The sequence below is a fragment of the Rhizobium sp. LEGMi-198b genome (genome assembly GCF_054114205.1).
On record NZ_JBSYVH010000007.1, the window covers coordinates 228,451 to 253,031 of the forward strand.

Genomic DNA, 24,581 nt, shown 5'->3' on the forward strand with positions numbered 1-24,581 from the left:
GAGGTCGATACCTTCGGACCCGCCGTGGTCGACGCCAACAGCGGTCCGCACCTGACCGCAGCCAGATAAATCCATGCTGAACTCCCTAAGCCCGATGACGATACGAACCGAACTGAAAGAAGCTGACCGAGCCTTATTGCGCGCGCGACCGTTGGGCACCCCGCGAAAAAACCGGTTTCGGCGGCCGGGCTTGGCTTTCGCCATATTCGCTCTGCTTGCCGCCGCCGCTGCATTCCTGTTTCACGACGATATCTTCGCCCAGAAGGGCTCGTCCGCCATCACCGCCACGGTTGCGCGAGGGGATGTCGAGGAAGCGGTGCTTGCGTCGGGGACGTTCAAACCGGTCAAGCTGGTCGCGGTCGGCGCGCAGGTCTCGGGGCGGATTACCGCGCTGAATGTCAAGCTTGGCGATGAGATCAAGAAGGACACGCTGATTGCCGAGATCGACTCCACGACGCAAAACAACGATCTGAAAACCGCTCAGGCCTCGCTTGCCAATGTCAAGGCGCAGCGCGAGGAAAGCGAAGCCGACTTTACCAATGCGCAACAGACGCTGACGCGGCAGCAGACGATTTTTCGCAATCAAGCCGGCTCCAAGGCGGATCTGGATAGTGCGGAGGCCAGCGTCAAGAAGATCACCGCTCAGATCGCTGCCCTCGATGCGCAGATCGTTGCAGCAGAAGTCGCGGTGGAGACGGCGCGGGCAAATCTGTCCTACACGCGCATCACCGCGCCGATGGACGGGACCGTGCTTGCCATCGTCAACCAGCAAGGCCAGACGGTCAATGCGGCCCAATCGGCGCCGACGATCGTCATTCTCGGCCAGCTCGACACAATGATCGTTCGCACCGAGATATCGGAGGCCGACGTCGTCAGGACCAAGGTGGGCCAGCCGGTCTATTTCACCATCCTCGGAGACCCCGCCACCCGCTACGATGCCGTGCTGCAATCGATTGAGCCAGCGCCGGAATCGATCACCAGCGACAGCAGCGTCACCTCTTCCAGCACGACCTCATCCAGCAGCACGTCGACCTCCTCCTCCTCGTCGTCTGCGATTTACTACAACGGCATTTTCGCCGTATCGAACCCGGATAACCGCTTCCGCACCTATATGTCGGCTGAAGTTCATATCGTGCTTGGCGCGGCAAAAAATGCGCTGGTCATTCCATCATCGGCGCTTGGAGCGAAAGCCGCTGACGGATCCTACAATGTGCAGGTGGTCGCAGCGGACGGACAGCAGACCTCCAGAAAAATCATCATCGGCCTCAACAACAACGTCACCGCCGAGGTGCGGTCGGGCCTTTCGGAAGGCGAGCGCGTCGTTATCGGCGAAGCAAGCACAAGCACGACGACCAGCAGCAGTGTCGGCGGGCCACCGCCGCCGATGGGGTTCTGAGCGATGGCTGTCCCACTCATAGAACTGAAGGGAGTGAGCCGGGAATACCAATCCGGCGACCGTACCATTGCCGTACTGAAGGACATCGATCTGTCGATCGCCGAAGGAGAGATGGTCGCCATCGTCGGCCCTTCCGGTTCCGGCAAATCGACGCTCATGAACATCATCGGCCTCCTCGACCGCCCCACCGACGGCGCCTATGCGATCGCCGGCACCGATACGCATCGGCTCGACAGCGATGCGCTTTCAACGCTGAGGCGGGAGCATTTCGGCTTTATCTTCCAGCGCTATCATCTGCTTTCCGAGCTGAGCGCGCTTGGCAATGTCGAAGTCCCCGCGATCTATGCCGACCAATCAAATCAGGCGCGGCATGCCCGCGCCGCCGCGCTTCTTGACCGGCTTGGCATGGGCGACAGGACCGGGCACAAGCCTGGTCAGCTTTCCGGCGGCCAGCAGCAGCGTGTTTCCATTGCGCGTGCCTTGATGAACAACGGCAATGTCATCCTCGCCGATGAGCCGACCGGTGCGCTCGATCAGCAAAGTGGCGATGAAGTGCTTGGCATCCTTTCCGAGCTGCACGCCGAAGGCCATACCGTGGTGATCGTCACCCACGATATGAAAGTCGCGGCCCGCGCGCAGCGAGTCATCGAGATTTCCGACGGCCACATCGTCGCCGACAGGCGCTCATCCGCCAAAAATACGCGGGTTTCTAGCGATCGCGGCTCCATGCCCGAGAAGGAGCGCGGCAGCGGCTGGCGTGAGCTGGGCAACCGGTTGCGCGAGGCCTTTCTCATGGCGATCCTGGCCTTGAAGGCGCATCGGCTGCGCACATTCCTCACCATGCTCGGCATCATCATCGGCATAGCTTCGGTCGTTTGCGTCGTTGCGCTTGGGGAAGGATCGCAGCGCAAGGTATTGGCCAATATCAACAATCTCGGCACCAATACGCTGGAGATTTTTCCAGGCAAAAGTTTCGGAGATATTCGTTCAGGGCGCATAAAGACGCTGGTGGTCGCCGATGCCGATGCTCTGGCCAAACTGACCTATGTCGCCGCCGTCACGCCGACCGTTTCGACCAGCAAGACGGTCCGGTTCGGCTCGACGGAGGCCAATGCGCTGATCAATGGCGTGGGCGACGCTTATTTTTCGGTCAAGGGTTCGAAACTTGTGGCCGGACGGCTGTTCGACGCAGACGGCGTGCGACGGATGGTGCAGGATGCCGTGATCGATCAGAATACGGCAACAACGCTCTTTGCAAGCAAGGGCCTCGATCCCACCGGGCAGGTGATATTCGTTGGCCAGGTGCCTGTCCGCGTCATTGGTGTCATCGCCTCGCAGCAAGGCGGTTTCGGGTCCAGCGACAATCTGTCGATCTATCTTCCTTATACCAGCGTGCAGGCCCGGTTCCTCGGCGATATGTCGCTGCGCAGCGTCACCGTGCGCGTCAAAGACGATACCGAAAGCACGCTCGCCGAGGCCGCGGTCACGCAATTCCTGGAGCGCCGGCACGGCACCAAGGATTTTTTCGTTCTCAATACCGACGACATCCGTCAGACGATTGCAAGCACGACGCGAACGCTGACCCTGCTTGTCTCCGCAATTGCCGTCATCTCGCTGCTTGTTGGAGGCATCGGCGTCATGAACATCATGCTCGTCTCTGTGTCCGAGCGTATCGCCGAGATCGGCGTTCGCATGGCGGTCGGTGCCCGCCGACAGGATATACTGCAGCAATTCCTGATCGAGGCCGTGCTGGTCTGCCTCCTGGGCGGCGCGCTAGGGATTGCCCTTGCGCTTGGCTTCGGCCTTGCCTTCAACCGGTTGGGGTCAAACTTCGCCATGGTCTATTCGGGAAGTACCATCGCACTCGCATTTACCTGTTCCTGTGCGATCGGGCTTACCTTCGGCTACCTGCCGGCGCGCAATGCGTCAAGGCTCGATCCCGTGGCAGCTCTTTCACGAGACTGATCGTGGCTGACTAGAATCTCAGTATGTAAAGATTGATCATTCGTCTCATAGAAAGAGAAACCGGCTTCGCCATTCATGTTGGGGGCGTCTGACGAAGCCGGCATGCGGGTGACCAGAGCATTTGAAGGCTCAGGACCGCATATGAATTTACAGCAACTATCGTCGAAAGTGTTTCCGAACGTTGCGGAAACAAGGCATTTTTAGGAAATTTCTTGTCCGGACGTTTCCAATATAACCGAAGCCCCTTGTATTTATCCAGTACATCTTTCGATGCATCCATATATCACTCTGGATTTATTGATATGTTTTGCAGATTGCTCGAATACATCATTCGCGACAAGCAAAATTACATTCGATTTCGCGCGTTCGACTATTTACGCTCAATTAATGCACTACGCATCATGGTCTGGCTTCCGAATAACGAAGCAACGATCAGGACGTAAAATGGCTAGTGCAATCTCTGCAGCGACAACGGGATCTCAGTTGAGCTCCACATCCACAACTTCCTCAACCTCGGACGATGCCGCGAAGATTGAGGCACAGATCGCCGCGAAGAAGGCGCAGCTTGCCAATACAGAAGACCCTGACGAGGCTGAAACGCTGCAAAAGGCCCTCGCCGCCTTGGAGGCAAAACTGGCCAAGCTGGAAAAATCCGCCAGCGACCAGTCGAGCACCGCCGGTCAATCTACCAAAACTGGCACCGCTTCGAATACCAGCTCCGAGTCCACCTCTTCGAACAGCAAGCAGCAATCATCGCTTTCGGGCGAAAGCGATCGCATAGGATCAACGAATTTCGACAAGGATAGCGAGTTTGGCGACCGGACGGCCTATGTTTGACGAGAGGCGCCCACGCTGAAAGAGGCGTCCGCCGTTGAATAAGGGCGGCATCTCAACCGGCGAGTCTATCGCTGCGGTTCTTGAATGCAACCATCTGCTCCAGACCTCTCGGGTGCCGATTGCGCACGGTGATCTCACCTTCGAACCTGGAAATGATTTCCTTGGCGATGGCCATACCAAGGCCCGCTCCCGGGAAAGACCGCTGCCGTGCGATATCGATCCGAAAAAATGGTTCGAACACTTGGCTCAAGCGTTCTTCCGGAATGCCGGGTCCTGTATCGACTATTGTGACGATTGCCTTGTCGCCGGAGCGAGTGACGGTAACGATTGCCGATTGACCATGCGTTGCGGCGTTGATCAAAAGGTTGCGCAGAGCCCTTGTGACCGCCAGAGAGCCCGCGCAAATCGTCGCGGGCTGCAGTTCGCCGGCTTTGACAGCCATGCCCATCGCCGTCAGCTCCGACACGATGTTTGCCACGATCGTATCGAGCCTTACGCACTGCAGGCTGTCCTTGGAGATTTCCTCGCGTACCAATCCGATGGCGCTATCGGCGATCGTGTCGAGCTCTTCGAGGTCGGCGAGCCATTTCAGCCGATCCTCATCATCCTTGATAAATTCAGCGCGCAATCGCATGCGCGTCATGGGTGTTCTAAGATCATGCCCGGCGGCTGCGACCAGCCGCATCCGGCTCTCGGTTGCAGCCTTCACCCTTGCCGATAGTTCGTTGAGTGCACGTGCCGTGACGCGAATTTCGCCCGGACCGGTTTCCGGAACATGCGGGAGCGTCCCGTCCGGACCAATTTCGGCTGAAGCGCGCTCAAGCAGGCGAAGCGGCTTCATTATCTTCGATGCGGCAAATATTGAAATCAGGACACTGCCTGCAATGATGAGGCCGAGCCATCCCGCCAGTATCTTCCACCCCCCAGGCGGCGGGCCGAGTTCCGGCAACGGCATCACCATCCACTTGCCATCGGGAAGGTAGAGAGAGGCAATCATAGTACCGGTCGGTTGGCGAGATACGGTCGCCACCCGAACGTCGCCGGTTCGGCGCAGGCTTTCCATCAGAAATCCGGAAAGCGGTTCATCGGGTTGCCCGTCTGCGGGAGCAGCAGCTATGACTACGCCAGCAGCAATCGCCGCAGCCCTGTCTTTTTCCGCGAGCTTTGCAAGTATGGAGAGCTGATGGGCCATCGGCTCCATGGTTGCTTCCGGCCGCGGCCCTCGCATGACCAGGTTTGCCGCAAAAGACGAGGTGATGACCACCAGAACGATAGCCGTCAGCAAGAGTATCGCCAGCCGGGCGCCTAGAGACCTCATGGATCGCCCTTAACGGCCGTCACCGGGACAACGAGCTGATATCCGCCGTTTCGGATCGTTCTGAACACTGGCTCCTCGGCCGTCTCCCCCAGCTTGCGGCGCAATCGGCTCATCAGCACGTCGATCGAACGATCGGCCGGGTCGCGATCACGCCCCTGCGTCAAGTCGAGCAGCTGGTCTCGCGACAGCAGCCGGCCGGCTCGTTCGATGAAGGCCTTGAGCAGATCGAATTCGGCTCCGGTCAACGAAATAACTTCGCCGTTGTCCCTGGTGACGCGGCGAAGCTGCGGATCGAGGGTCATCCCGGCAAAAAGAAAGCGGCGCTGCTCCGGCTCGGAAGAGGGATCCTCGTTTACCCGGCGCAGGACAGCCCGAATACGCGCTGCCAGCTCTCGCGGGTTGAACGGTTTACCGAGATAGTCGTCCGCGCCGATCTCAAGCCCCAAGATCCGATCGATGTCTTCCTTGAGAGCGGTCAGGAGAATGATCGGGACACGGGGACGGCGGTTTCGCAGATCGCGGCAAAGATCAAGGCCCGATCCATCGGGCAGCATGACGTCCAAAACGAGGAGATCCGGGGGGCGCCGATTAAGGGCGTCGTTGCAGCCGCGGAGATCGCTTGCCGTCGAGACACGAAAGCCCTGCTCCTCGAGATATCGGCTCAGAAGCGCACGAATTTCGTGGTCGTCGTCGACAATCAAGATGTCAGGCGCGGTGGTCACAGTCATAGGCAATATTCCGTTTCTTCAGACTTTTATACAAACTCCTCTCCAAAAGAAGGTTTTTCGCTGGCGAAACCAGCGAAAATTCTTGCCGGAAACATTGGTTTACAAAATTCCTCACCGTGGAAACGTTGAGCAAAAAATCGGGCCGCTTAAGCGCGCTCAGGGAGGTCGCGTAGGCGGCGATGATCGCGGCCGAGCGAAGGCCTGGTCGGGAACTGCCTCAAGTGCGATTCCACCGTTTGACAAAGGACGACTGTTGCCGGATCGTGAATGCGAGATATCTGAAATAACAGACGTCTCGTAAGCCGGCCACAGGAACGCGGCCCGGGAGTTCGAAGCCAAACATAGTCTGCACGAATCTGGGAGGATAACGTGAACGATCATGTCTATAAGAAAGTGGAACTAATCGGCAGTTCCAGGACCTCGGTGACCGACGCGATCGAAACGGCGATTTCTCGCGCCTCGAAGACCATGAGGAACCTCGAATGGTTCGAGGTGGATCAAATCAGGGGACACATCAAGGATGGCGCGGTCGCGCATTATCAGGTGGTGATGAAGGTCGGGTTTCGGATCGACGATTGATCCTTGAGCGATCCGTTCTTCGCAAATACGAGCCAGCCGCCGGGGCGAGCGCTTGCCCCGGACAGGTGCGCGTTTGTAGATTTTAGACGCCACGATTTCACAACCAACGAATGACATCAGCGTCAAGACCAGGGCATATTCCCGCCTGCCGGCCGTGGATAGTGTTGTCGACGACCATCGGCAAGCACGGTAGAAGCGCTCTGAACGGCAATAAGGTATTAGGAAATGTCCTCACCCAGATCAGTTTATCATTTCAACTCCGCCATCGTTCGCGAGCCATCGCGCTCGGTCGTTGACGGCCTGCGTGCCGGGGATCACGCTGGCCCGACCTATGAGGGCGTCAAGGCGGAGCATGACGCCTATATCGCCGCTATGCGCGACGCCGGCGTGAAAGTGACCATCCTGCCCGCGCTGGAGACATTTCCCGACTCCATCTTCGTCGAAGATCCCGCACTCGTGTTCACCGAAGGTGCGATCCTGCTTCGCCCGGGCGCCGTAAGCCGCCTCGGCGAGTCCGAGGCAATTGCACCCACCTTGCGTGACATGTTCGACATCGTCCTCGATCTCCCGGGTCATGGGGCCGTTGATGGCGGCGATGTTCTGACGACACCAAAGGGTGTCATGATCGGCCTTTCGGCGCGAACCGACAAAGCGGGCGCCGAGGCTCTCGCCGGCTGCTTAGATAAGCTCGGCCGCAAAGCCGAATTGGTCGCCACGCCGGAAGGCGTGCTTCATTTCAAGACCGATTGCTCGCTGCTGGACGAGGGAACCGTGCTCTCGACCGCCCGCCTTGCACGCTCCGGCGTCTTCAAGGATTTCAAGCAGATCATCATTCCGGAAGGCGAAGAGCCGGCTGCGAACGCTCTGCGTGTCAATGACGTCCTGATGGTCCCTTCCGACTATCCGCGCACGCTGGAGATGCTCGATAAGCTCGGGTACAGGATTGCACCGATGAAGACCGCCGAAATCGGCAGGATCGATGCAGGTCTCTCCTGCCTGTCGCTGCGCTGGTATCGCGATGGCGAATAGTCCCGATGTGCCCATTGTCGTCCAACGGCGCGAGGCTTAGCCGGGTTCCTGATCGTCGGATTTTGACGCAATCTCGCTCAAAGCCTTCTGAACCGCGCTGATCAGGGATGGCATCGAATAGGGTTTCTGCAGCCACGCAAGCGGGCACGCCGGGCCGGCGCGCTGGATGATGTCGTGGTCGGCGTGAGCCGTCGCGAAAATGCAGCGAATACCGTGGTCTCTGAAGAGCTCCAGCGCCGCATCCACGCCGTCGCGTTTGCCCGAAAGCCTTATGTCCATGATCGCCAGAGCCGGTCGACGCGCAACGGCGAGCCGGATCGCCTCCTCCGCCGAGGAGGCGATGCCCGCGAGCGAATATCCCGCAGCGGTCAGTGTCGCCTCAACGTCCATGGCGATAAAAAAATCATCTTCGACGATCAGAATGGTATCGTTACTCAAGATCAGCCCTGCCTCTCAGCCATTCGCGAAAACGCGACACTGCAGCGCGTTGGCGAACCTGAGCTTACGGTGAAAGTGGCGCCGAGCTGGCGGGCAAGGCCTTCAACCAGCCGAAGGCCGGATGATCTGTGACGCACCGAACTCAGTTCGAAACCCGGTCCGTCATCCTCAACGGAGAGAACGTCGGCCTCCCCTTCCTGAAGCAGCGAGACCCGAACGTTAAAATCAGCATCGGCGGCACCACCGTGCTTGAAGGCATTGGTGACCAGCTCGTTGATAATCAGCGCAAGTGGCATGGCGGCGTCATTGGGAAGCTCGCCGGCATCGGCCCTGCGGGTAATTGTTGCGTATGATGGCAGGGTCTGCTGCACGGCAAAGCAGACCGCATCCAGAAACTGCGGCAGACTGAATTGGGTCGCATCGATCGTATCGTACAAGACGCGTTGGGCAGCCGCCATCGCGCTGATCCGGCCTGTCGCATCCTCGAGGATTTGCCGCGCCTCTTCGCTCTGGCTGCGCCTTGCGGCGCTTGAAAGCAAAGACTGCAGCATTTGCATGTTGTTCTTGACCCGATGGTTGAGTTCATTGAGCAGCATTCTCTGCTGTGTTTCGGCTTGCTTGCGCTCGCTGATGTCCACCAGCATGTTGATGCCGCCGACAATATTGCCATCCGCGTCGTATATCGGCGTCGGGTGGGGAATGAACGGAACACGCGTGCCGTCGGGCCGCTCCGACACGGCTTCGACACCGCGCACTGCCCGCTTCTCTCGGAGGGCGATCGCCATGGGGCACTTTTCATGTGGCAGCGGCTTTCCGTCCGGCCAATAGAGCTTCCAACTGATAGCCCACGCGTCGCTGCCGAGCGTCGGAGTGCGGCCGGCGAACTCCACCGCCGCCTGATTGAAATATGTGATCTTACCCCGTGCGTCCGTCGTATAGATCGCCGCCGGAATGGCTGCCAGGAGATCCTGAAGCTGCCGTTCGCTCGCTCGAATCCTGGTCTCCGCTTCCTTGCGCTCGGTAATGTCGCGGGCGATCTTGGAGGCTCCCACAATCCGCCCTTTGGCGTCGCGGACCGGGGATATGGTCAGCGAAATATCCACAAGGCTGCCGTCCTTGCGCCGTCGCACGGTTTCGAGGTGATCGATCATTTCGCCGGTGCGGATGCACCTTAGAATTTCCGTCTCTTCATCCATCCGGTCCGGCGGAATGATAATGGTGATCGATTTGCCGATCACCTCGTTGGCGGCATAGCCGAACAGCCGTTCCGCGCTGCGGTTCCAGGTGGTGATTATGCCATCAAGATTCTTGCTCACGATCGCATCGTGCGAGGATTCGACGATCGAGACCAAATGCTGCGCCGCCTTCTGAGCCCGCATTCGCTCGATGCCGAAAGCAAGCTGACGCGCGAGCGCCAACCCTATGTCGATCTCCCCGTTCGTGAAGACATGCGGTTTATCGAAATATGCCATGAACTTCCCGACAAGCTTTCCACTATCCAGCAGGGGAATGAAGGCCATAGCCCGTATCTCTTCAGCGAGTATGGTTTTCTTCAAAGATTCCGGGAGCGCTGCCCGCCTGATGTCCGCAATGTAGATGGGCTGCGGATTTTCCTCATTCGCTTTCCAAGGCGAATGGCCTTCGACAGCCGTGCGATAGGCGTCGGACAACCCCCTCCAAGCCACGAATTGCAAAATCGAGGCGCTGTCGTACAAAAGGATCGATGAGCGTTGGCACCGCAACGCCTCTTGAATGGCATCCAGAGCCAGTTCGTAGACATCACCAAGGGATCGCGCATGCTGCAACCTGTCTGTGAGCCGGTAGAGTGCCGCCTGCTCCTGGATGCGGGCGGCGAGCTCCTCCTGCACCTGCTTGCGCTCGGTTATGTCGTGCTGGACGCGCACCGCATAGAGAAAGCGTCCGTCCGCGTCGCGAACGCTCGATGAGGTAACCGAGGTCCAGAAGGAGCTGCCATCCTTTCGTAAAATCCGCTTCTCGACGGAATATCGATCGATGATGCCTGCAACCTGACGCTGGAACTGCTCACGATCATGCTCGACATTCTCAGAAAACGTCTCGTCAAAGATCGACCGGCCGATGAGCTGGTCGGCGGTCAAATCCATCAATTCACAAAGCCGCAAGTTGACGCGCAATAGTCGCCCGCCGGCATCGATCTCTGCGATGCCGCTACCGGCATGCTCGTAAGTGGTTGCAAGCCTGCGCTCCTGCTCGTGGAGAAGAGCCTCGGCTTCGGCCCGATCGGTGACGTCGATCATAAAGCAGCGTGTGCCGGTTGCTCTCCGATCGCGGGCGCGGCCGTTCGACGTTATCAATACATGGCGGACCGAGCCATCCTTTGCCTGCAACTTGGCGGGATACTGGCTGATCGGCCGGTGATTGCGCAGGCAATCGAGAATGTCACCGATGACTGACGGATCGAGATGATAGTCCTTGATATTGTGGCCAACATATTCGCCTTCGGCATAGCCAAGCATGGCGAGTTCGGCCTGGTTGGCGCGGAGTATCACTCCGTCATCGGCTACGACATGCAGACCGACGGCGCTGTTCTCAAAAAATTCGGAGAGATCTTCGTTCGCGTTATGAAGGGCTGTGGTTTCGTGGAAACAGTTGATGGCGCCGATCAATTTGCCTGTCTCGTCTTCCACCGGGTCGATGTGAACCATGGCCCAGATGGAGGAGCCGTCAGGCCGCTCGACTCTTGCTTCGACACCATGCACCGGAGCGCGGGTGCGCAACACGGTTGCCATCGGTGTTTCGTCCCGACGAATTCGCCGGCCGCCCGTGTAAAGGCGGTATGAGCCGCAATATTTCTCACTGTCATCGCCGATGAGAGGCGAGCGGCCCCATAAAGTAGCGGCAAGTGAATTGAACCAGAGGATACGACCGTCGGCATCGCAGGCGTAAATTGCCACGGGCAGCCTTTCGATGAAGTCCTGGCTGACCTGCAATGCCGTTGGATTTCCAACAAAGGAGAGGAAATTTGCCGAGGCTGGCGCTGAATTTGATTCCATGCTCATCGCCATCCCCCCATATAGGCAGAATAACGACGATAATGCCGATACCGTTGAAAGGTTCCATTGACGCCACCGGTCACCGCGGAAGCAAATTCCCAAATACGGTCATCAGGTTCAGGCGACATCAGCGGAGCGACCTTCGACCATCTTTCTGATCGTCGAAGCATTTGGTCGAACCAATCGTCCTCCGTTCAGCTTCATGCCCCGTGAGGCGTGATTTGATTTTCTCCCCTCATCCGCATGTCGCGGGCACGACCCAGGGCGTCGGCAACTTGCTTATCGCTGAACGGCTTTGGAATAATCGCAAAGGCGCCGCCGAATCCCTGCCGGATCGCCTCGGGTATTCCGGTTACGAAAATAACCGTTGTATGAAAGCGATCGATCAGTCGGCGGGCGAGCTGGGGGCCGCTTTTTCCCTCCGAAAGGCCGACATCGACCAAGGCAATATCGGCGCGTCTGGCATAGGCCAACGCCTGCTCAACGCCGGATGCCGGGCCGAGAACCGAAAACCCGGCATCGGCCGCTATTTTCTTAAGTTGGAGGGCGACGAGTCCCTCGTCTTCGACAATCAACACGTTCATAGTGCATACTCCTCCTCCATAATTATCTAGGTGCTGCCCGCCGCTTTTCCATTTGTGGAAGCATTTCATCGGTCGGGGCAGCTCCCTTGCGTCGGTTTCACGCAGGAACGGCGCTGTTGCAGATATGACTGCCGGCTGACGTAAATCTTTGTGCTGCGCTTTCGGACGGCGGTGATGCCGAACTGCCGGTCGACCAGACGCACGTCCTCCACAATGCCACCTTTATATCGCCACGGGGAAGCATGGTTTTGGGGCGGCTTCAGTCTATCGCAACGGTGCAGGCGGCAATGTTGCTTCCGGTCTATTGCCTTCCCTGCGGCAGCGGACAGCTAAGACCGCATCCGCCGATATCCGGAAGGCAGTAGCGCAAGCAACAGACTTTGCGGCGTTTGAATGGAAGGCCACTCTCGTCCTGCATGCTGCGCAGGGTACCACATAACGGGTTCTTCTCGCCATCAGGAAACGTGGGATCGGAAAACAGCGGCGCCCCTTCCTCAGCCAATGCGGGAGCGCTTTGACGGCCCGTTTCATCGATGATCCAATCGAGATAGCCAGCCGCATTTCCCCAGAGCAGCTTGCCGCTTAGATGGGCATGATGGGAAATCGCATTGGCCAAGGGTTCTATGTGCTGCCGCACAAGGGGTCTCATTGCGGCGTGTATGTCGAGTTCCCGCACCTGTCCGAGATTGGGCAGAAGAAACGATACCGGCGTTGCCGTTTCCCGGTCGAGGCATAGCGAGACCTCGTCAAGCGAGACCGGCAGACAGCGTCGTAGCTCGAGCCATGCGAGCGCCGTGTTGATGGTCAAGATGCTGAAGTAATAAAGGGTCCAGAGCGACACGATGGCGCGGCGATCGGCCGGCAAAAATTTCGCCCCGTATCGGTCGATGATGCTGTTGAAGCAATCTGCTTCGCAAAGCGCCGAGCACGCGATGACATCGCAGCCTGCCGGCGCGTCCAGCAAGAATTTCCAGCGGCAGAAACCGTATTTCTCTCCGCCATGGTGGACCAACAGCGCACCGAGATCGCGCTCGCCGTCCGCATCCTTTGATGCGGACGGTATCGGTTGCTTCGATGAGGCTTGGGCGGAATTCAATCGCTCGCTCAATGTCTCACCAAGTATATTTCAGTGTTCCAATGACCTTGCGTCGATCGCCGTAGTACTCGGTCCCATAGTAGCTGGTCGCGACATACTTGCGGTCGAAGAGATTTGTGGCGTTGACCGCAAGCTTGACGTTCTTGGTCACGTTGTAGCTGACCGCCGCGTCAAACACGGTATATCCCCCGACGGAGACCGTGTTGGCGTCGTCGCCATAGGTCTGCCCGATATAGCGGACACCGCCGCCGAGGGTCAGATCGCCGCGCTGCCCTTCGCCGGGGATGGTGTAGTCGAGCCAGGCCGAGGCAAGATGTTTCGGGACGCGCTGTGGCCTGTTGCCGATATTTCCGCCCGTTCCATCCTCACGGATCTCAGCATCCCAGTAGGAATAGGCCAGCGTCAGGTTGACACGATCGTTCAGGGCCGCCTTGCCCTCCAGCTCGATGCCGCGCACGCCCACTTTGCCGATCTGCTCCTGAATGAGCGGCGTCACGTAGGTCGGCACATTGGTCTGCGTCAGATCGAACAGGGCAGCGCTGAATAGTCCATCGAAATTGTCGGGCTGATATTTCAAGCCGACTTCATACTGCTCGCCCCGCTGAGGCTTGAGCGAACCGCTCAATGCATAGCCATTGGCGGATGGCGTCACGAGAGGCTGGAAGCTTTCAGAATAATTCACATAGGCGGCAAGATTGGAATTGATCTTGTAGGTCAGTCCGGCGCGCTTAGTGAATGCGGATTCGGTATTGTCGTCCCTAGTGCCGAGGTCAACGTAATCCGCGGTCGTGTGGACATGGTCCCAGCGCCCGCCAAGCGTGGCGATCCAGCGATCGTCGAAGGTCAGTTGCTCCTGCGCATAGAGCCCGACGGCCTGCTGCTTGACGCGCCAGTTTACGAAGGGATTGGGATTAATGCAGGAGAGACCGCAGTAGACCGGATTGTAGATGTCGATCGGCCCGGCTGTGCCATATTGGATGTTTTCGCGGGTGTTGTCGTTGGCGTAGTCGATGCCGACAAGCGTCTTACTGTCGAAGGCATTCCAACCCGTATCGTATTGAAGCTGGTTGTCGATCACATAGCGGTTCGACAAGCCATCCACCGAGAAGGCCTGCCGGTCGGCGGTCGGATCAAGGGAGGCTCCATAAACCTCGGCATAGTCGAGGCTGAGATGCGTGTAGCGGGCATTGGAGCGGAAGGTCAAGCCATCGCTGATGTCGTGCTCGAACTGGTAGCCGATATCGCTTTGGCGGGTATTGAAGCGATTGAAATCCGGTTCGCCCAGGAAGGTATTGATGTTGAGGTTGGCACCGGCCGGAAAACCGCGCGCGCCGGTTCCATTCCGCTTGTAGTAGTCGGTCAGAATGGTGAGCGACGTTCCTTCCTCGGGTTTGATGGTCAGAGCCGGCGCGATATAGAGACGATCATCCTTGGAATAGTCCCAGCCAAGGTCTCCATCCTTGGCGAGCGCCGTAAACCGATAACTCCAAACGCCGTCGGCATCGAGCGGCCCGCCGAAGTCGGTCCCGACCTCCTTGGTTCCGTCGCCGAAGGATGTGTAGACTTCACCCTGCTTTTCCTCTGGCGGCCGCTTCGTGATCGCATTGATGAGACCACCCGGAGCGTTGAGACCAAAAAGCGTCGAGGTCGATCCCTTCAGTACTTCCACGCGCTGCAGGCCATAGGGCTCCAGGCGGCTCGCCGTATACCAGGCGGGAACGCGGGCCGCGAGACCGTCGCGATAGGTGCCGAGCGCCGTCTGGTCGAAGCCGCGAATACGGAAATAATCATAACGGTCGTCATTGCCGAACTCGTCGGAGAGGACGCCTGCCGTGTAGGCCACGGCCTGTTGCAGGTTATCGACGTGGCGCTCTTCAAGTTCCTTTTCCGTTACGACCGAAACGGCCGCCGGGACATCGATGATCGGCGTGTCCGTCTTGGTGCCGGTGGTCGTCTCCTTGGCAACGATGGTGGCATCAGGGCCAATTGCGCGGTTGGACTTGCCGACCACGACGATCTTCGGAAGTTCGGTTGCGGAATCCTGCGCCCAAGCCGCCGGCGCCAAGGCCAAGGAAACGGCTGTCAAAGCACTGCTGGCAATCAGATGTTTCGTTACACGACGCCCATCCGCGCAGTTTAAGGACGCGCGAAATCCTGCCTGCCGGATGATCACCATGCAAAGCCACTCCTGTCTGTCATTTTCTGGTCACGCAGCGGAGCAGCGGTCCCCGGCGATCCACCTGCGTTGCGCGCAAAATATAAACATAACCAAAAGAGTCAACTTAAAAATCCAATGCCCCACGCTTCGCTGAAAAGGCAGGCGAGACGTGCTAAGCAGGGATCGCAGAGGCAGAAAATAATACTTGATAACACAAGTCATCTTTAGTACCGACAAGCACCTTGCCGCGAGGGACGACACGTGGAAAATCACAACGACATAGCTGGCGCAACTGCCTCGACCGAGGCGTTCGCAGCGCATCGCATTCGGCTTTCGATCGACGGAAACGACATTCTAAGCGATGTTGATCTGTCGTTTCCAAAAGGTGAGTTCGTCGCGCTTGTCGGGCATAACGGTTCGGGAAAATCCAGCCTGCTGAAAATCCTCGGCCGGCAGATCCTGCCGACGGCGGGTTCGGCGAGCTATGCCGGGCGGGATATCAGGTCATTTCCGGAACGCGCCTTTGCGCGCTCGGTCGCCTATCTGCCGCAGGATGTGAGCGCCAGCGCCGACATGACGGTTCGGGAGCTGGTGCGCTGTGGGCGCTATCCTTGGCATGGCCCTCTTGGGCGCTTCTCCAGGACAGATGGGGAAAAGGTGGAGCAAGCGCTTGCCCTGACGCATCTCGAACCTCTGGCCGACCGCACCGTGGCAACGCTTTCCGGCGGCGAACGGCAGCGAGCATGGCTCGCGATGCTGGTCGCGCAGGATACCGAGTGCCTATTGCTGGATGAGCCGACCGCAGCTCTCGACATTGCCCATCAGATCGAGGTTCTGTCGCTGGTGCGCAGGCTCTCCCATGAAAAAGGCCTCAGCGTGATCATCGTCCTTCACGACATCAACATGGCTGCTCGCTTCTGCGATCGCATCTGCGCACTGAAACGTGGTCGCGTCGTCGCCAGCGGAAAGCCGGACGAGATCCTGATGCGTGAGCGACTGCAGGAAATCTACGGCATCGACATGGATGTCATCGCCGCGCCGAAGACCGGCTATCCGCTCGCCTATGCCTGCTGATTCCATTTCTCTTTCCGCGTTCTCACGTCGGGCCCTGCTGCGAGCAATGGCGGCCGTGGCGGTCGCGGGCAACGCGCCGGTTCTTGCGCAATCCGCGCCGCGAATCGTCAGCCTCGACTACGGTCTCGCATCGACGCTTCTGTCGCTTGGCGTCGTTCCGCTGGCAGTTTCCGATCTTGCCGATTGGGATAAATGGGTGGTCGAGCCGGCAATGCCTCCGTCCGTCGTGAACCTCGGCAGCTCGTGGGAGGTCAACTTCGAACTCCTTGTTGCCCTCAAGCCGGATATCATTCTGACGACACCCTATCTCGACGAACTCCTGCCGAAGCTAAAGCAGGTCGCAAAGGTCGTCCGCCTCGAGATCTACGCGCCCGGTATTGGCCCGATACTGCCGGCGGCCATCGCGGCGACAAGAAAACTCGGGACTGCGATCGACCGGAAAGCGGAGGCAGAAGGTTTTCTCGCGCATGCGGATGCTTTCTTCGCCGAATGCCACGCCCGTCTTGCCGCGAAATCCCCTCCTCCCGTAGCGCTCGTCAACTTCATGGACGCGCGCCATGCTCGAATCTATGCGAGCCCGGGTCTCTATCATAACGTTCTCGAGCGCATCGGCGTGCGAAACGCCTGGACCGAGGAATCGAACTATTGGGGCTTCCAGACGATCGCGATCGAGAACCTTTCCCGCATTGCCGATCCCGATGCGCGTCTAGTAGCCTTCGAGCCGATACCTGCTGATGTCCTGCCTAAAATCATGCAAAGCCCCCTTTGGCAAAGCCTGCCGTTTGCCCGGCCAGGACATCTCTCAATCCTTCCCCCTGCGTTGATGTTCGGCATGGTCAATGAGGCGATGCGGTTCGCCCGCCTGTTGACCGACCTTTTGGATCCCAAGGAATGAACAGGATTTTTGGAAGGTTCGCATTCGGACCCGCAATCGTGGCGCTGGTGCTTCTCGGCGCAGGCGCTCTCCTGTCGTGGCTCCTCGTCATCCATTCGCTCGAAGTGAAAAGCCAGGCTGGCTATGACGTGCCGAGAATGGTCCTTTTCTATTCGACGCTCCCTCGCCTTGCGACGGCGCTGCTCGCCGGCGCGGCGCTTTCGCTGGCCGGCGCTCTCCTCCAGCAGGTTCTGCGCAATCCCCTTGCCGATCCGACAACGCTCGGAATTTCCGCCGGTGCCAATCTGGCGCTGGTCGTCACGACCTTGTTCTTTCCGGGCTTGCTAGGGCTAGGCCGGGATCTGGTCGCGCTCGGGGGAAGCGCGGTCGTCGCCTGCATCGTCATGAGCCTTGGGGCGCGGCGCGGCTTCTCACCCTTTTCGCTGGTGTTGTCGGGTCTCGTCATCAGTCTTTGGTGCGGCGCCCTGTCGGCGATCCTCACCCTTCTGAACGAGCGCTATCTCGTCAGCCTCTTCATCTGGGGCGCGGGATCGCTTGCGCAGCAGAGTTGGGTCATTCCAGTGTCGCTTCTCTGGAAGACGGCGATCATCGCCATTATCTGCGCGCTCGTCATGCGGCCGCTCTCTCTTCTCGATCTCGGCGAAGGCACGGCATCGGCCCTCGGGGTTCGCCTTGTCCGGCTGCGCTTTATCGTCGTTGGTGGTGCGGTCGCGCTTGCCGCAATTGTAACCAGCGCGGTCGGGGTTATCGGCTTCATTGGTCTGGTCGCGCCGACGATTGCCCGGCTTTCCGGGGCGCGGCGACCGCAGCAATTGCTGTTGTGGTCGCCTTTGATCGGCGCCGGGCTGTTGCTGATTGCCGACGCCTCCATCCAGCTCGTTGCTGGTGAATTGGGAGAATTCTTGCCCACAGGCGCGGTGACGGCGATCTTCGGCTCGCCGCTGCTTTTACTGCTGCTTCCCCGGCTGAAGGTCCGGCATCGGGCGTTGCAGATGAAAGAACGCGCGCGTTCATGGGCACCGGCCGGAACGAACACGCTTGCCGTCGCACTCTGCCTGTTGCTTGTGGCGCTCGTCGTCGCAGTATTCGTTGGACGCGGCATCGATGGAAGCTGGGGCTTGCCGCATGCGGCGCTCTTTGGCGAGATTATCCCGATGCGGCTGCCTAAGGTCTTTGCCGCTCTCTCCTCCGGCGCAATGCTCGCCGTCGCGGGCGTCATTCTCCAGAGAATCACCGGCAATGAGATGGCGAGCCCGGAAGTCCTGGGCATCAGCGCGGGCGCGACCTTCGGCGTCGCTATCGCCGTCTTCGTCTTCGTTCCGGGCCTTGCCGGACAATTGACCTTCGCGGCCATTGGCGCGCTTGTCGTTCTGGCCGTGATTCTCCTCAGCTCCATGCGCACGGGACTGGCGCCGGAGCGTGTCCTCCTTGCCGGCATCTCCCTGAGCGCCATGGTCGATGCCATTGTCGGTGTCCTGAGCTCTACGGGCGATCCGCGCGCCGTCCTCCTGATGCGCTGGATGAGCGGTTCGACCTACGGCGTCGACGGCCGTTCCGCCGCGACCGTTACCATCGCGGCCGCAATTCTGACCACGGCGGCTTTCCTTGCCCGGCGCTGGCTTGATATCCTGCCGCTCGGTCCATCGCCGGCGCTCGCCGTCGGTATTCCGGTCCGCAAGTCCCGTTTCCTGCTCTTCGGCCTTGCCGGGCTGATGAGTGCAGCGGCAACATTGAGCGTCGGTCCCCTGACATTCGTCGGCCTTATGGGGCCCCATCTGGCGCGGGAAGCGGGGCTTGTCCGCGCGCTCCCACAAATGGCGGGGGCGGCTGCCATCGGCGGCGCGCTGATGGTCCTTGCCGACTTCATCGGCCGCACCATCGTCTGGCCATACCAGATACCCGCCGGCCTCGTCTCGGCCCTCGTCGGCGCGCCTTTTCTTATGATGATGCTGCGAAGGAAGAGCTGACCGACCTCATTGCCGGCCAGACATGGGGTTAGTCGACGGATCGTTCAGCGATTTATCGCAAGTCCCGCTTCTTCAGGCCTTTAGGGTTTCGTAGCGCGGCTGAGGATTGCCGGCGAAACGATGGGCGCCGGTGTGGCTGAGCTTGCTGCCAGTATCGAGCCAGATCTCTCCGCCAAGAGCACGCCAGCGATGACAGAAGGCAAAGTCCTCGCTGAGATAGATGCCGGTTTCTTCCTCGATAAGGCATTCAAACAGCGCATATTGCGTGGTCGGCGAGCGTTTGGTGCCGGGATAGGCGTGGATCGCGTCGTAGCGCAGGCCGGGATAGGCGGCGATCATTTTTTCGATGACGGCGCGCTTGATGAGAAGCATGCCGGTGCCGGCATAGATCGCGGTGACGAAATCGCCGTCCCATTCAGCGTAGGGAGCGGTCAGCGGGGTGCCCACATAATGCAATGCCGCTTCCGCCAGAGTTTCAGCGTTCCGCAAGGGCGCCTTGGCGGCATTGCCCCAGTCGTAGTCCTTGATCGGATACATGGCGGCGACCACATCCTTGTCGGCATCCAGCAGCCGCATCACCTGCTCCGGTTCGAAGCTGATGTCCGCATCGATGAACAGCATATGAGTCGCCGCAGTATCATTGAGAAAATGCGAGACGAGCGTGTTGCGGCTGCGGGTGATCAGCGCATCGTTGCCGAGCAGCGCCAGCGTCAATTGCACGCCAAACTGCCCGCCGACCTGCATCAGGGAAATGATGGATTGCATATAGTCCTTGGCGACCATGCCCCCGAAACAAGGGGTGGCTATGAAGACAAGCCGATTTTCCGTCATTCGCCAAATATCCCTTTTCCGCCGCGCATGCCGCACGGAATCTAGGGAGATTCGATGTTTCTGTGTGTACCGAATTATTGAAATTTGTTTCCCGAAAACTCGGCTTGGCAATCTGATGTGGTCCTCCCTCTCGTGGAGGTGGAAACGGGCGTGCCGGCGGGACTTTACAAGGTTCGCGCAAGTTTTCCTGTGCAGGTTCAGGCCGTTGGGGAGTACCAGACGAGAACGTGGACTGCCAAAGACGCCATGATGGCGGCAACTGTCGTGGCTTATCTTTTCATCCGTCTTCCGGTCGCGCAGTCGCGCAAACGAGGACCCTGAACAAGTTTAGCCTCCAGTATTTGGTATCCGTCTGCATTGATCTCGAAAGATGCGCTACCGCGTTCATCGAACGCAGCACGGCGCCAAGAGTAGCATCAGTAAGCGTAAAAACCCGGAGTCCATGTCAACGCTCGCATCTGGAGGCCCCCTTGACGAGCATTACATCCGTCTTATCAAATAGTTATTACCAATATCAAAAATCCGGCTCGACATCTTCCTCGTCGGACGATTCGATCGCGTCGATTCTGGGCAGCAGTTCGTCCAGCAAAAGCTCGTCGTCCTCTTCTTCTTCGACGGACGATCAGTCCCTGACATCGTCGGCCGAGCAACTGGTTGCGCAGCTCATGAACATGATGCTCAACCTGCAGTCGGGCGCTTCCGGCGACGATTCCTCGTCGGACTCGGATGACAGCTCCAGCAGCACCTCCTCGGCTACTCAACAGTCTGCCGGCCCGAATGGCAGCCAGAGCGACATGATCAGCGCGATGGATACGGATGGTGACGGCAGCATCAGCGAAGCCGAATTCGTCGCCGCACGTCCGTCCGATGTAAGCGAGGATCAGGCTACGACGCTGTTTGAAAGCTTTGATACCAGCAACACCGGATCGTTGACGGAAGACCAGTTGGCAAGCGCAATGCAGTCCAATGAACCGCCGCCGCCACCGCCTTCCGGGGAAACGCCTGATGACAGCGAGATCTCCAGCATGTTCACCTCAATGGATACGGATGGTGACGGCAGCGTCAGCGAAGCGGAATTCGTCGCCGCACGTCCGTCCGACGTGAGCGAGGAGCAAGCGACAACCCTGTTCGATAGTCTGGATACGACAAGCTCGGGTTCTCTGACGGAGAGCCAGCTTGAGAGCTCGATGAAGGCGCAGCCACCGCAGCTTCCCGATTTCGGCTCGCTGTTTAGCTCGAACTACCAGGACGACACCACGAGCGACCTGCTTACCGTCTGATCAAAAATGACGGCAGCGGCTTAAACTCGGTCGTTTCTATCTGTCGGCAACTTGAGCAGTGAGGTTATCACCTTCGCGCTCAAGTTTGCCGGCAGTTCTTTTATGAACGCTTGCGTGCCTTTAACCGGCAGCTTGATTTCTACCGTCTTCGCCCACGGCAACTGGGCGAAGCAGCGGCTAGAAAGTGTTCCGAGCAGTTCTCTCAGAACTTGTAGCTTGCACCGAAGGTAATCTTTTGCTGGTCGGCGCTGACTTTTCCGATTTCAGAGCCAAAATCCTTGTTCCCGAAATCAGAATAACGGTATTCGGCACGCACGAGGATATTGTCGGTGAACGCGTGCTCGATGCCGCCACCTGCCGTCCAGCCGATCAGGATATCATCCTTTTTGCCGGCTCCGGGGACATCGACCTTGCCGCCTGCCGCTGCAAGACCAGCCGTCGCGAAAACCAGATTTTGATCCAGCGCGTAGCCCACACGGGCACGGCCGGAGGCATCCCATTCGAGATTTGCTTCCTTGCCTTTTTCGAAGTTGTAGTTGAAGTCGTTCTCGATGCCGTAAACTATGTTTCCGTGCTGAAAATTATAGCCGGCATGAGCTCCAGCCGATCCGCTGTTGATATTCTGGTCCAAGCCCAAATAGGTCGCTTTATTCCAAGTATATCCTCCCTGGGCGCCAATATAGAAACCGGACCAGTTAAAGGTCGAATAGTTCTGCTGCTCCGGCTGCGGCGCAGACTGCTGCAAGGTCATATCGGCAGCCATGGCCGGCGTGGCCAGGGAGAGAACGACGGCGCCGAAAGCGAATATTCTGAAATGCATGGAGATGCCCCATCTTATTTTGCAAGAGAGAGGGCGATGCGAAACGCTCGACCCGCTCGTGACGATGCACCATGCTCCAGGCCGATATTGCGGAGTGTCTTTTGATGTTAAGTTATGTTGCGAGGCCGCATCCAGAGGCTATCCGATCGCTTCTCGACCATGTGGAACCGGATCGCGATTTCGCACGGATTGGCACCGAGATCAGCAAGCTCCGTAACATATCTCAATATTTCCACACACAGCTCCATAAATTCCTTTGCTATCTTTATGAACTTCCGGTCATCGGAACTCGGTGAGCTGTATCAATATTGCGATTGACGGTGCCGTCATCGCGGCAGTCCACGAGAGGGCAATGTTTAGTTGGAGTGTTGGCGTGACCCACGCAGACAGAATGATTGCTGAAACGGAAATGACTCGAGGCACTCACTCGAATCCGTGGGAAGGTATCTGAAATGGCGCCTTCCGAGCAATCCAATATCCTGATCGTTGAAGACGATGCCGATATCGCAGCTATGCTGGTCGAGCTGATCAAAGACAACGGCTTCAATGCCTTAGCGGTGGCAAATGGCGCCGAGATGGATCAAATGCTCCGTCAATACAGGTTCGATCTGATCGTTCTTGACGGCATGCTGCCGGGCGAGGATGGATTTAGCATTTGCATGCGTCTGCGGGCAACGAGGTCTATCCCCATTTTGATGTTAACCGCACGGCGGGAGGATATCGATCGCGTCCTTGGACTTGAATTGGGTGCTGACGACTACGTCACCAAGCCCTTCAACTCCCGAGAACTAATCGCCCGCATCAAAAGCATTTTGCGCCGAGCATCGTTTTCCCGGCGAGAGGAAGAGATGTCCGGGCCGCTAACTTTTGCCGGCTGGCGCATCGATCCCAACAGCCGGCAGCTCTTCGACGCTGAAGGCGATGAAGTGTCGATGACAACGGCCGAGTTCGACCTTCTCTGGGCGTTCTGCACCAATCCCAACAAGGTGCTGACCCGCGACCAGCTTCTGTCCATGACGCACGCAGGATCGGCCGGTCCGGTCGAACGCAGCATCGATGTCCATATCAGCCGGATACGACAGAAGATCGAACCGAACCTCAAGGACCCGGCTTTCATCAAGACGGTGCGGCTGGGAGGCTACCTGTTCGCAGCAATGGTGGAGAAATTGCCGTGAAAAGTCTCCGCATGGCTTCCATCCGCAGTCAGATTCTCGTGCTGGCGCTCTTGCTGATCGTTCTCGTCTCGGTGGTTGCTGCGACGACCGAGCCGTTCATCTACGGCCGTCATGACAAGGGCATCGCGATTGGTTTGCTGGCGGGGCGAATCGAGCGTGTGGTCGACCAATTCCGAGACGCACGATCTCCTGCAGAGGAAGAGGCAGCCTTGAGCTTGGCTGCGAGATTGCAGATCCCGGTGGAAAAACTGCCGGTAAGCCAGATCTCTCCGCGTGATGAGACAGAAGCGACATCGGCCGACATTCTGCAGAGGACGCGCCGCGCTCTGGAAGATGATTTCCTCGGAAGTCTGCGCCACCTCTTTGACAAGGAAAAATCCGTTCCTCTCATCGTGATGGTCGATAAGGAGCGGGCTCTTGTTTTCCATATGCCGGTCTTCCCAAGATCCTTGTGGTTCTTTCCCGCGGTCGCAAGCGGAGTTCTGAAAATTGTCATTCCCTTGATCGTGCTTGCCTATGTCAGCAGTTGGCTGATCACCAGGCCGATGGGCCGCTTTACGGCGGCGGCGGAACGCGCAAGTACCGATGATAGCCTGGAAAAGCCGTTCGTAGCGGAAGGCAGCGCTGAAATTCGAAGCCTTGCCGCGTCGCTGAACATTATGCGAAGCCGGATCTTGCAGATGGCGGAAAGTCGAACGCGAATGCTCACATCGATCAGCCATGATCTGAGGACACCGCTGACGCGATTGCGAATGCGCGTGGAGCGCTGCGAGCAGCCCGAGCTTCAGCGCAAAATGCTCCATGATCTGACGGTACTGGATGGCATGATCAATGAAAGTCTGGCGTTTCTCACAAACGCGGTCCACAACGTACCGTCTCGGAAAGTGGATCTGTCCAGCCTGCTGCAGACAATCGCGACGGACTTCTCGGAAACCGGCATCGACGTCAGGTTTTCCGGGCCCCGGCGGCTAAAATATATGTGCAGACCCTCATTTACGAGAGCGATATCCAATCTGGTTGAAAATGCTTCCCGCTATGCGACGCAAATCGACATCGAATTGCAGGATGCCGGCGATGACGGGATATTTATAAGGGTGAGCGACAATGGTCCGGGCTTGACGGATGAGCTCAAGACCCGGGTGCTGGAGCCCTTTTTCAAAGCGGACGAGGCTCGCACGACCGGAGCGGGAGGCGGTTTTGGCCTCGGCCTCCCGACAGCGGAAGGCATCATCAGGAAAGGACATGGCGGGAAACTGACCTTGCTGGATCGAGTGCCGAATGGTCTGGTGGCGGAAATCGTTCTTCCTCTTGTCCCCGAAAGTGGCTCCGGCGGCCTTTCGGTAACCTCCGGCCCCACATTTTCGATCACCTGAAGTCTG

The 24,581-nt window shown here is 58.5% G+C and carries 20 protein-coding genes; 11 read left to right on the top strand and 9 right to left on the bottom strand.

The window, feature by feature from the left end; genetic code table 11:
• Positions 1 to 94 precede the first annotated feature (94 nt).
• The 3 genes from ACXHXG_RS24745 (at position 95) to ACXHXG_RS24755 (ending at position 4,198) form a co-directional block, all read left to right on the top strand.
• Positions 95 to 1,396, top strand: coding sequence for an efflux RND transporter periplasmic adaptor subunit (locus ACXHXG_RS24745; protein ID WP_457901169.1), 1,302 nt, complete (start codon positions 95 to 97; stop codon positions 1,394 to 1,396).
• A 3-nt stretch (positions 1,397 to 1,399) separates the two neighbouring features.
• The gene (locus ACXHXG_RS24750) at positions 1,400 to 3,361 is read left to right on the top strand and encodes a MacB family efflux pump subunit (RefSeq protein ID WP_457901044.1); all 1,962 of its coding nucleotides are present in this window, start codon (positions 1,400 to 1,402) and stop codon (positions 3,359 to 3,361) included.
• Between the two features lie 270 nt (positions 3,362 to 3,631).
• On the top strand, positions 3,632 to 4,198 hold the full coding sequence (locus ACXHXG_RS24755; protein WP_457901045.1) for a hypothetical protein: 567 nt from the start codon (positions 3,632 to 3,634) through the stop codon (positions 4,196 to 4,198).
• A gap of 52 nt (positions 4,199 to 4,250) precedes the next feature.
• Here the strand turns inward: ACXHXG_RS24755 and ACXHXG_RS24760 are convergent, their stop codons facing one another.
• Complete coding sequence (locus tag ACXHXG_RS24760; protein WP_457901046.1) at positions 4,251 to 5,516, bottom strand: ATP-binding protein; 1,266 nt, start codon at positions 5,514 to 5,516, stop codon at positions 4,251 to 4,253.
• Positions 5,513 to 6,244 carry a response regulator gene (locus ACXHXG_RS24765; RefSeq protein ID WP_104826403.1) on the bottom strand — a complete coding sequence of 244 codons (732 nt, stop codon included), beginning with the start codon at positions 6,242 to 6,244 and terminating at the stop codon, positions 5,513 to 5,515. The genes ACXHXG_RS24760 and ACXHXG_RS24765 overlap by 4 nt, the downstream gene beginning before the upstream one ends.
• 369 nt (positions 6,245 to 6,613) lie before the next feature.
• On the opposite strand from ACXHXG_RS24765, the gene ACXHXG_RS24770 reads away from it, so the two are divergent.
• Positions 6,614 to 6,823, top strand: coding sequence for a dodecin (locus tag ACXHXG_RS24770; RefSeq protein ID WP_104826402.1), 210 nt, complete (start codon positions 6,614 to 6,616; stop codon positions 6,821 to 6,823).
• A gap of 225 nt (positions 6,824 to 7,048) precedes the next feature.
• Positions 7,049 to 7,852: an arginine deiminase family protein gene (locus ACXHXG_RS24775; RefSeq protein ID WP_457901047.1), complete on the top strand. Its 804-nt coding sequence runs from the start codon at positions 7,049 to 7,051 to the stop codon at positions 7,850 to 7,852.
• A 36-nt stretch (positions 7,853 to 7,888) separates the two neighbouring features.
• Here ACXHXG_RS24775 and ACXHXG_RS24780 read toward each other — a convergent pair whose 3' ends face one another.
• The 5 genes from ACXHXG_RS24780 to ACXHXG_RS24800 form a co-directional block, all read right to left on the bottom strand.
• Positions 7,889 to 8,290, bottom strand: coding sequence for a response regulator (locus ACXHXG_RS24780; RefSeq protein ID WP_245464161.1), 402 nt, complete (start codon positions 8,288 to 8,290; stop codon positions 7,889 to 7,891).
• Positions 8,291 to 8,292: 2 nt separating this feature from the next.
• Positions 8,293 to 11,322 carry a PAS domain S-box protein gene (locus ACXHXG_RS24785; protein ID WP_457901048.1) on the bottom strand — a complete coding sequence of 1,010 codons (3,030 nt, stop codon included), beginning with the start codon at positions 11,320 to 11,322 and terminating at the stop codon, positions 8,293 to 8,295.
• Between the two features lie 200 nt (positions 11,323 to 11,522).
• Positions 11,523 to 11,906, bottom strand: a complete 384-nt coding sequence (locus ACXHXG_RS24790) for a response regulator (protein WP_104826399.1) — start codon at positions 11,904 to 11,906, stop codon at positions 11,523 to 11,525.
• A gap of 301 nt (positions 11,907 to 12,207) precedes the next feature.
• Positions 12,208 to 13,014, bottom strand: a complete 807-nt coding sequence (fhuF, locus tag ACXHXG_RS24795; protein ID WP_457901049.1) for a siderophore-iron reductase FhuF — start codon at positions 13,012 to 13,014, stop codon at positions 12,208 to 12,210.
• Between the two features lie 4 nt (positions 13,015 to 13,018).
• Positions 13,019 to 15,178, bottom strand: a complete 2,160-nt coding sequence (locus tag ACXHXG_RS24800; protein WP_457901050.1) for a TonB-dependent siderophore receptor — start codon at positions 15,176 to 15,178, stop codon at positions 13,019 to 13,021.
• A 243-nt stretch (positions 15,179 to 15,421) separates the two neighbouring features.
• Here ACXHXG_RS24800 and ACXHXG_RS24805 point away from each other — a divergent pair, with 243 nt between their 5' ends.
• From ACXHXG_RS24805 to fhuB, 3 genes are read left to right on the top strand one after another with little or no spacing between them, the layout of a single operon-like run.
• Entirely contained in the window at positions 15,422 to 16,234 is an 813-nt protein-coding gene (locus tag ACXHXG_RS24805) for an ABC transporter ATP-binding protein (RefSeq protein WP_457901051.1), read from the top strand.
• A complete protein-coding gene (locus ACXHXG_RS24810; protein WP_457901052.1) occupies positions 16,224 to 17,129 on the top strand; it encodes an iron-siderophore ABC transporter substrate-binding protein in 906 nt (301 codons plus the stop codon). The genes ACXHXG_RS24805 and ACXHXG_RS24810 overlap by 11 nt, the downstream gene beginning before the upstream one ends.
• Positions 17,126 to 19,096: a Fe(3+)-hydroxamate ABC transporter permease FhuB gene (fhuB, locus tag ACXHXG_RS24815; protein WP_457901053.1), complete on the top strand. Its 1,971-nt coding sequence runs from the start codon at positions 17,126 to 17,128 to the stop codon at positions 19,094 to 19,096. The genes ACXHXG_RS24810 and fhuB overlap by 4 nt, the downstream gene beginning before the upstream one ends.
• A gap of 72 nt (positions 19,097 to 19,168) precedes the next feature.
• Here fhuB and ACXHXG_RS24820 read toward each other — a convergent pair whose 3' ends face one another.
• Positions 19,169 to 19,927, bottom strand: coding sequence for a hypothetical protein (locus tag ACXHXG_RS24820; RefSeq protein WP_457901054.1), 759 nt, complete (start codon positions 19,925 to 19,927; stop codon positions 19,169 to 19,171).
• A gap of 470 nt (positions 19,928 to 20,397) precedes the next feature.
• Here ACXHXG_RS24820 and ACXHXG_RS24825 point away from each other — a divergent pair, with 470 nt between their 5' ends.
• A complete protein-coding gene (locus ACXHXG_RS24825) occupies positions 20,398 to 21,207 on the top strand; it encodes an EF-hand domain-containing protein (protein WP_457901055.1) in 810 nt (269 codons plus the stop codon).
• A gap of 202 nt (positions 21,208 to 21,409) precedes the next feature.
• Here ACXHXG_RS24825 and ACXHXG_RS24830 read toward each other — a convergent pair whose 3' ends face one another.
• Positions 21,410 to 22,027 (bottom strand): outer membrane protein, encoded by a 618-nt coding sequence (locus ACXHXG_RS24830; protein ID WP_260304841.1) that lies wholly within the window; start codon positions 22,025 to 22,027, stop codon positions 21,410 to 21,412.
• A 452-nt stretch (positions 22,028 to 22,479) separates the two neighbouring features.
• On the opposite strand from ACXHXG_RS24830, the gene ACXHXG_RS24835 reads away from it, so the two are divergent.
• Complete coding sequence (locus tag ACXHXG_RS24835; protein ID WP_104826390.1) at positions 22,480 to 23,202, top strand: response regulator; 723 nt, start codon at positions 22,480 to 22,482, stop codon at positions 23,200 to 23,202.
• Entirely contained in the window at positions 23,199 to 24,575 is a 1,377-nt protein-coding gene (locus ACXHXG_RS24840) for an ATP-binding protein (protein ID WP_457901056.1), read from the top strand. The genes ACXHXG_RS24835 and ACXHXG_RS24840 overlap by 4 nt, the downstream gene beginning before the upstream one ends.
• Positions 24,576 to 24,581 lie beyond the last annotated feature (6 nt).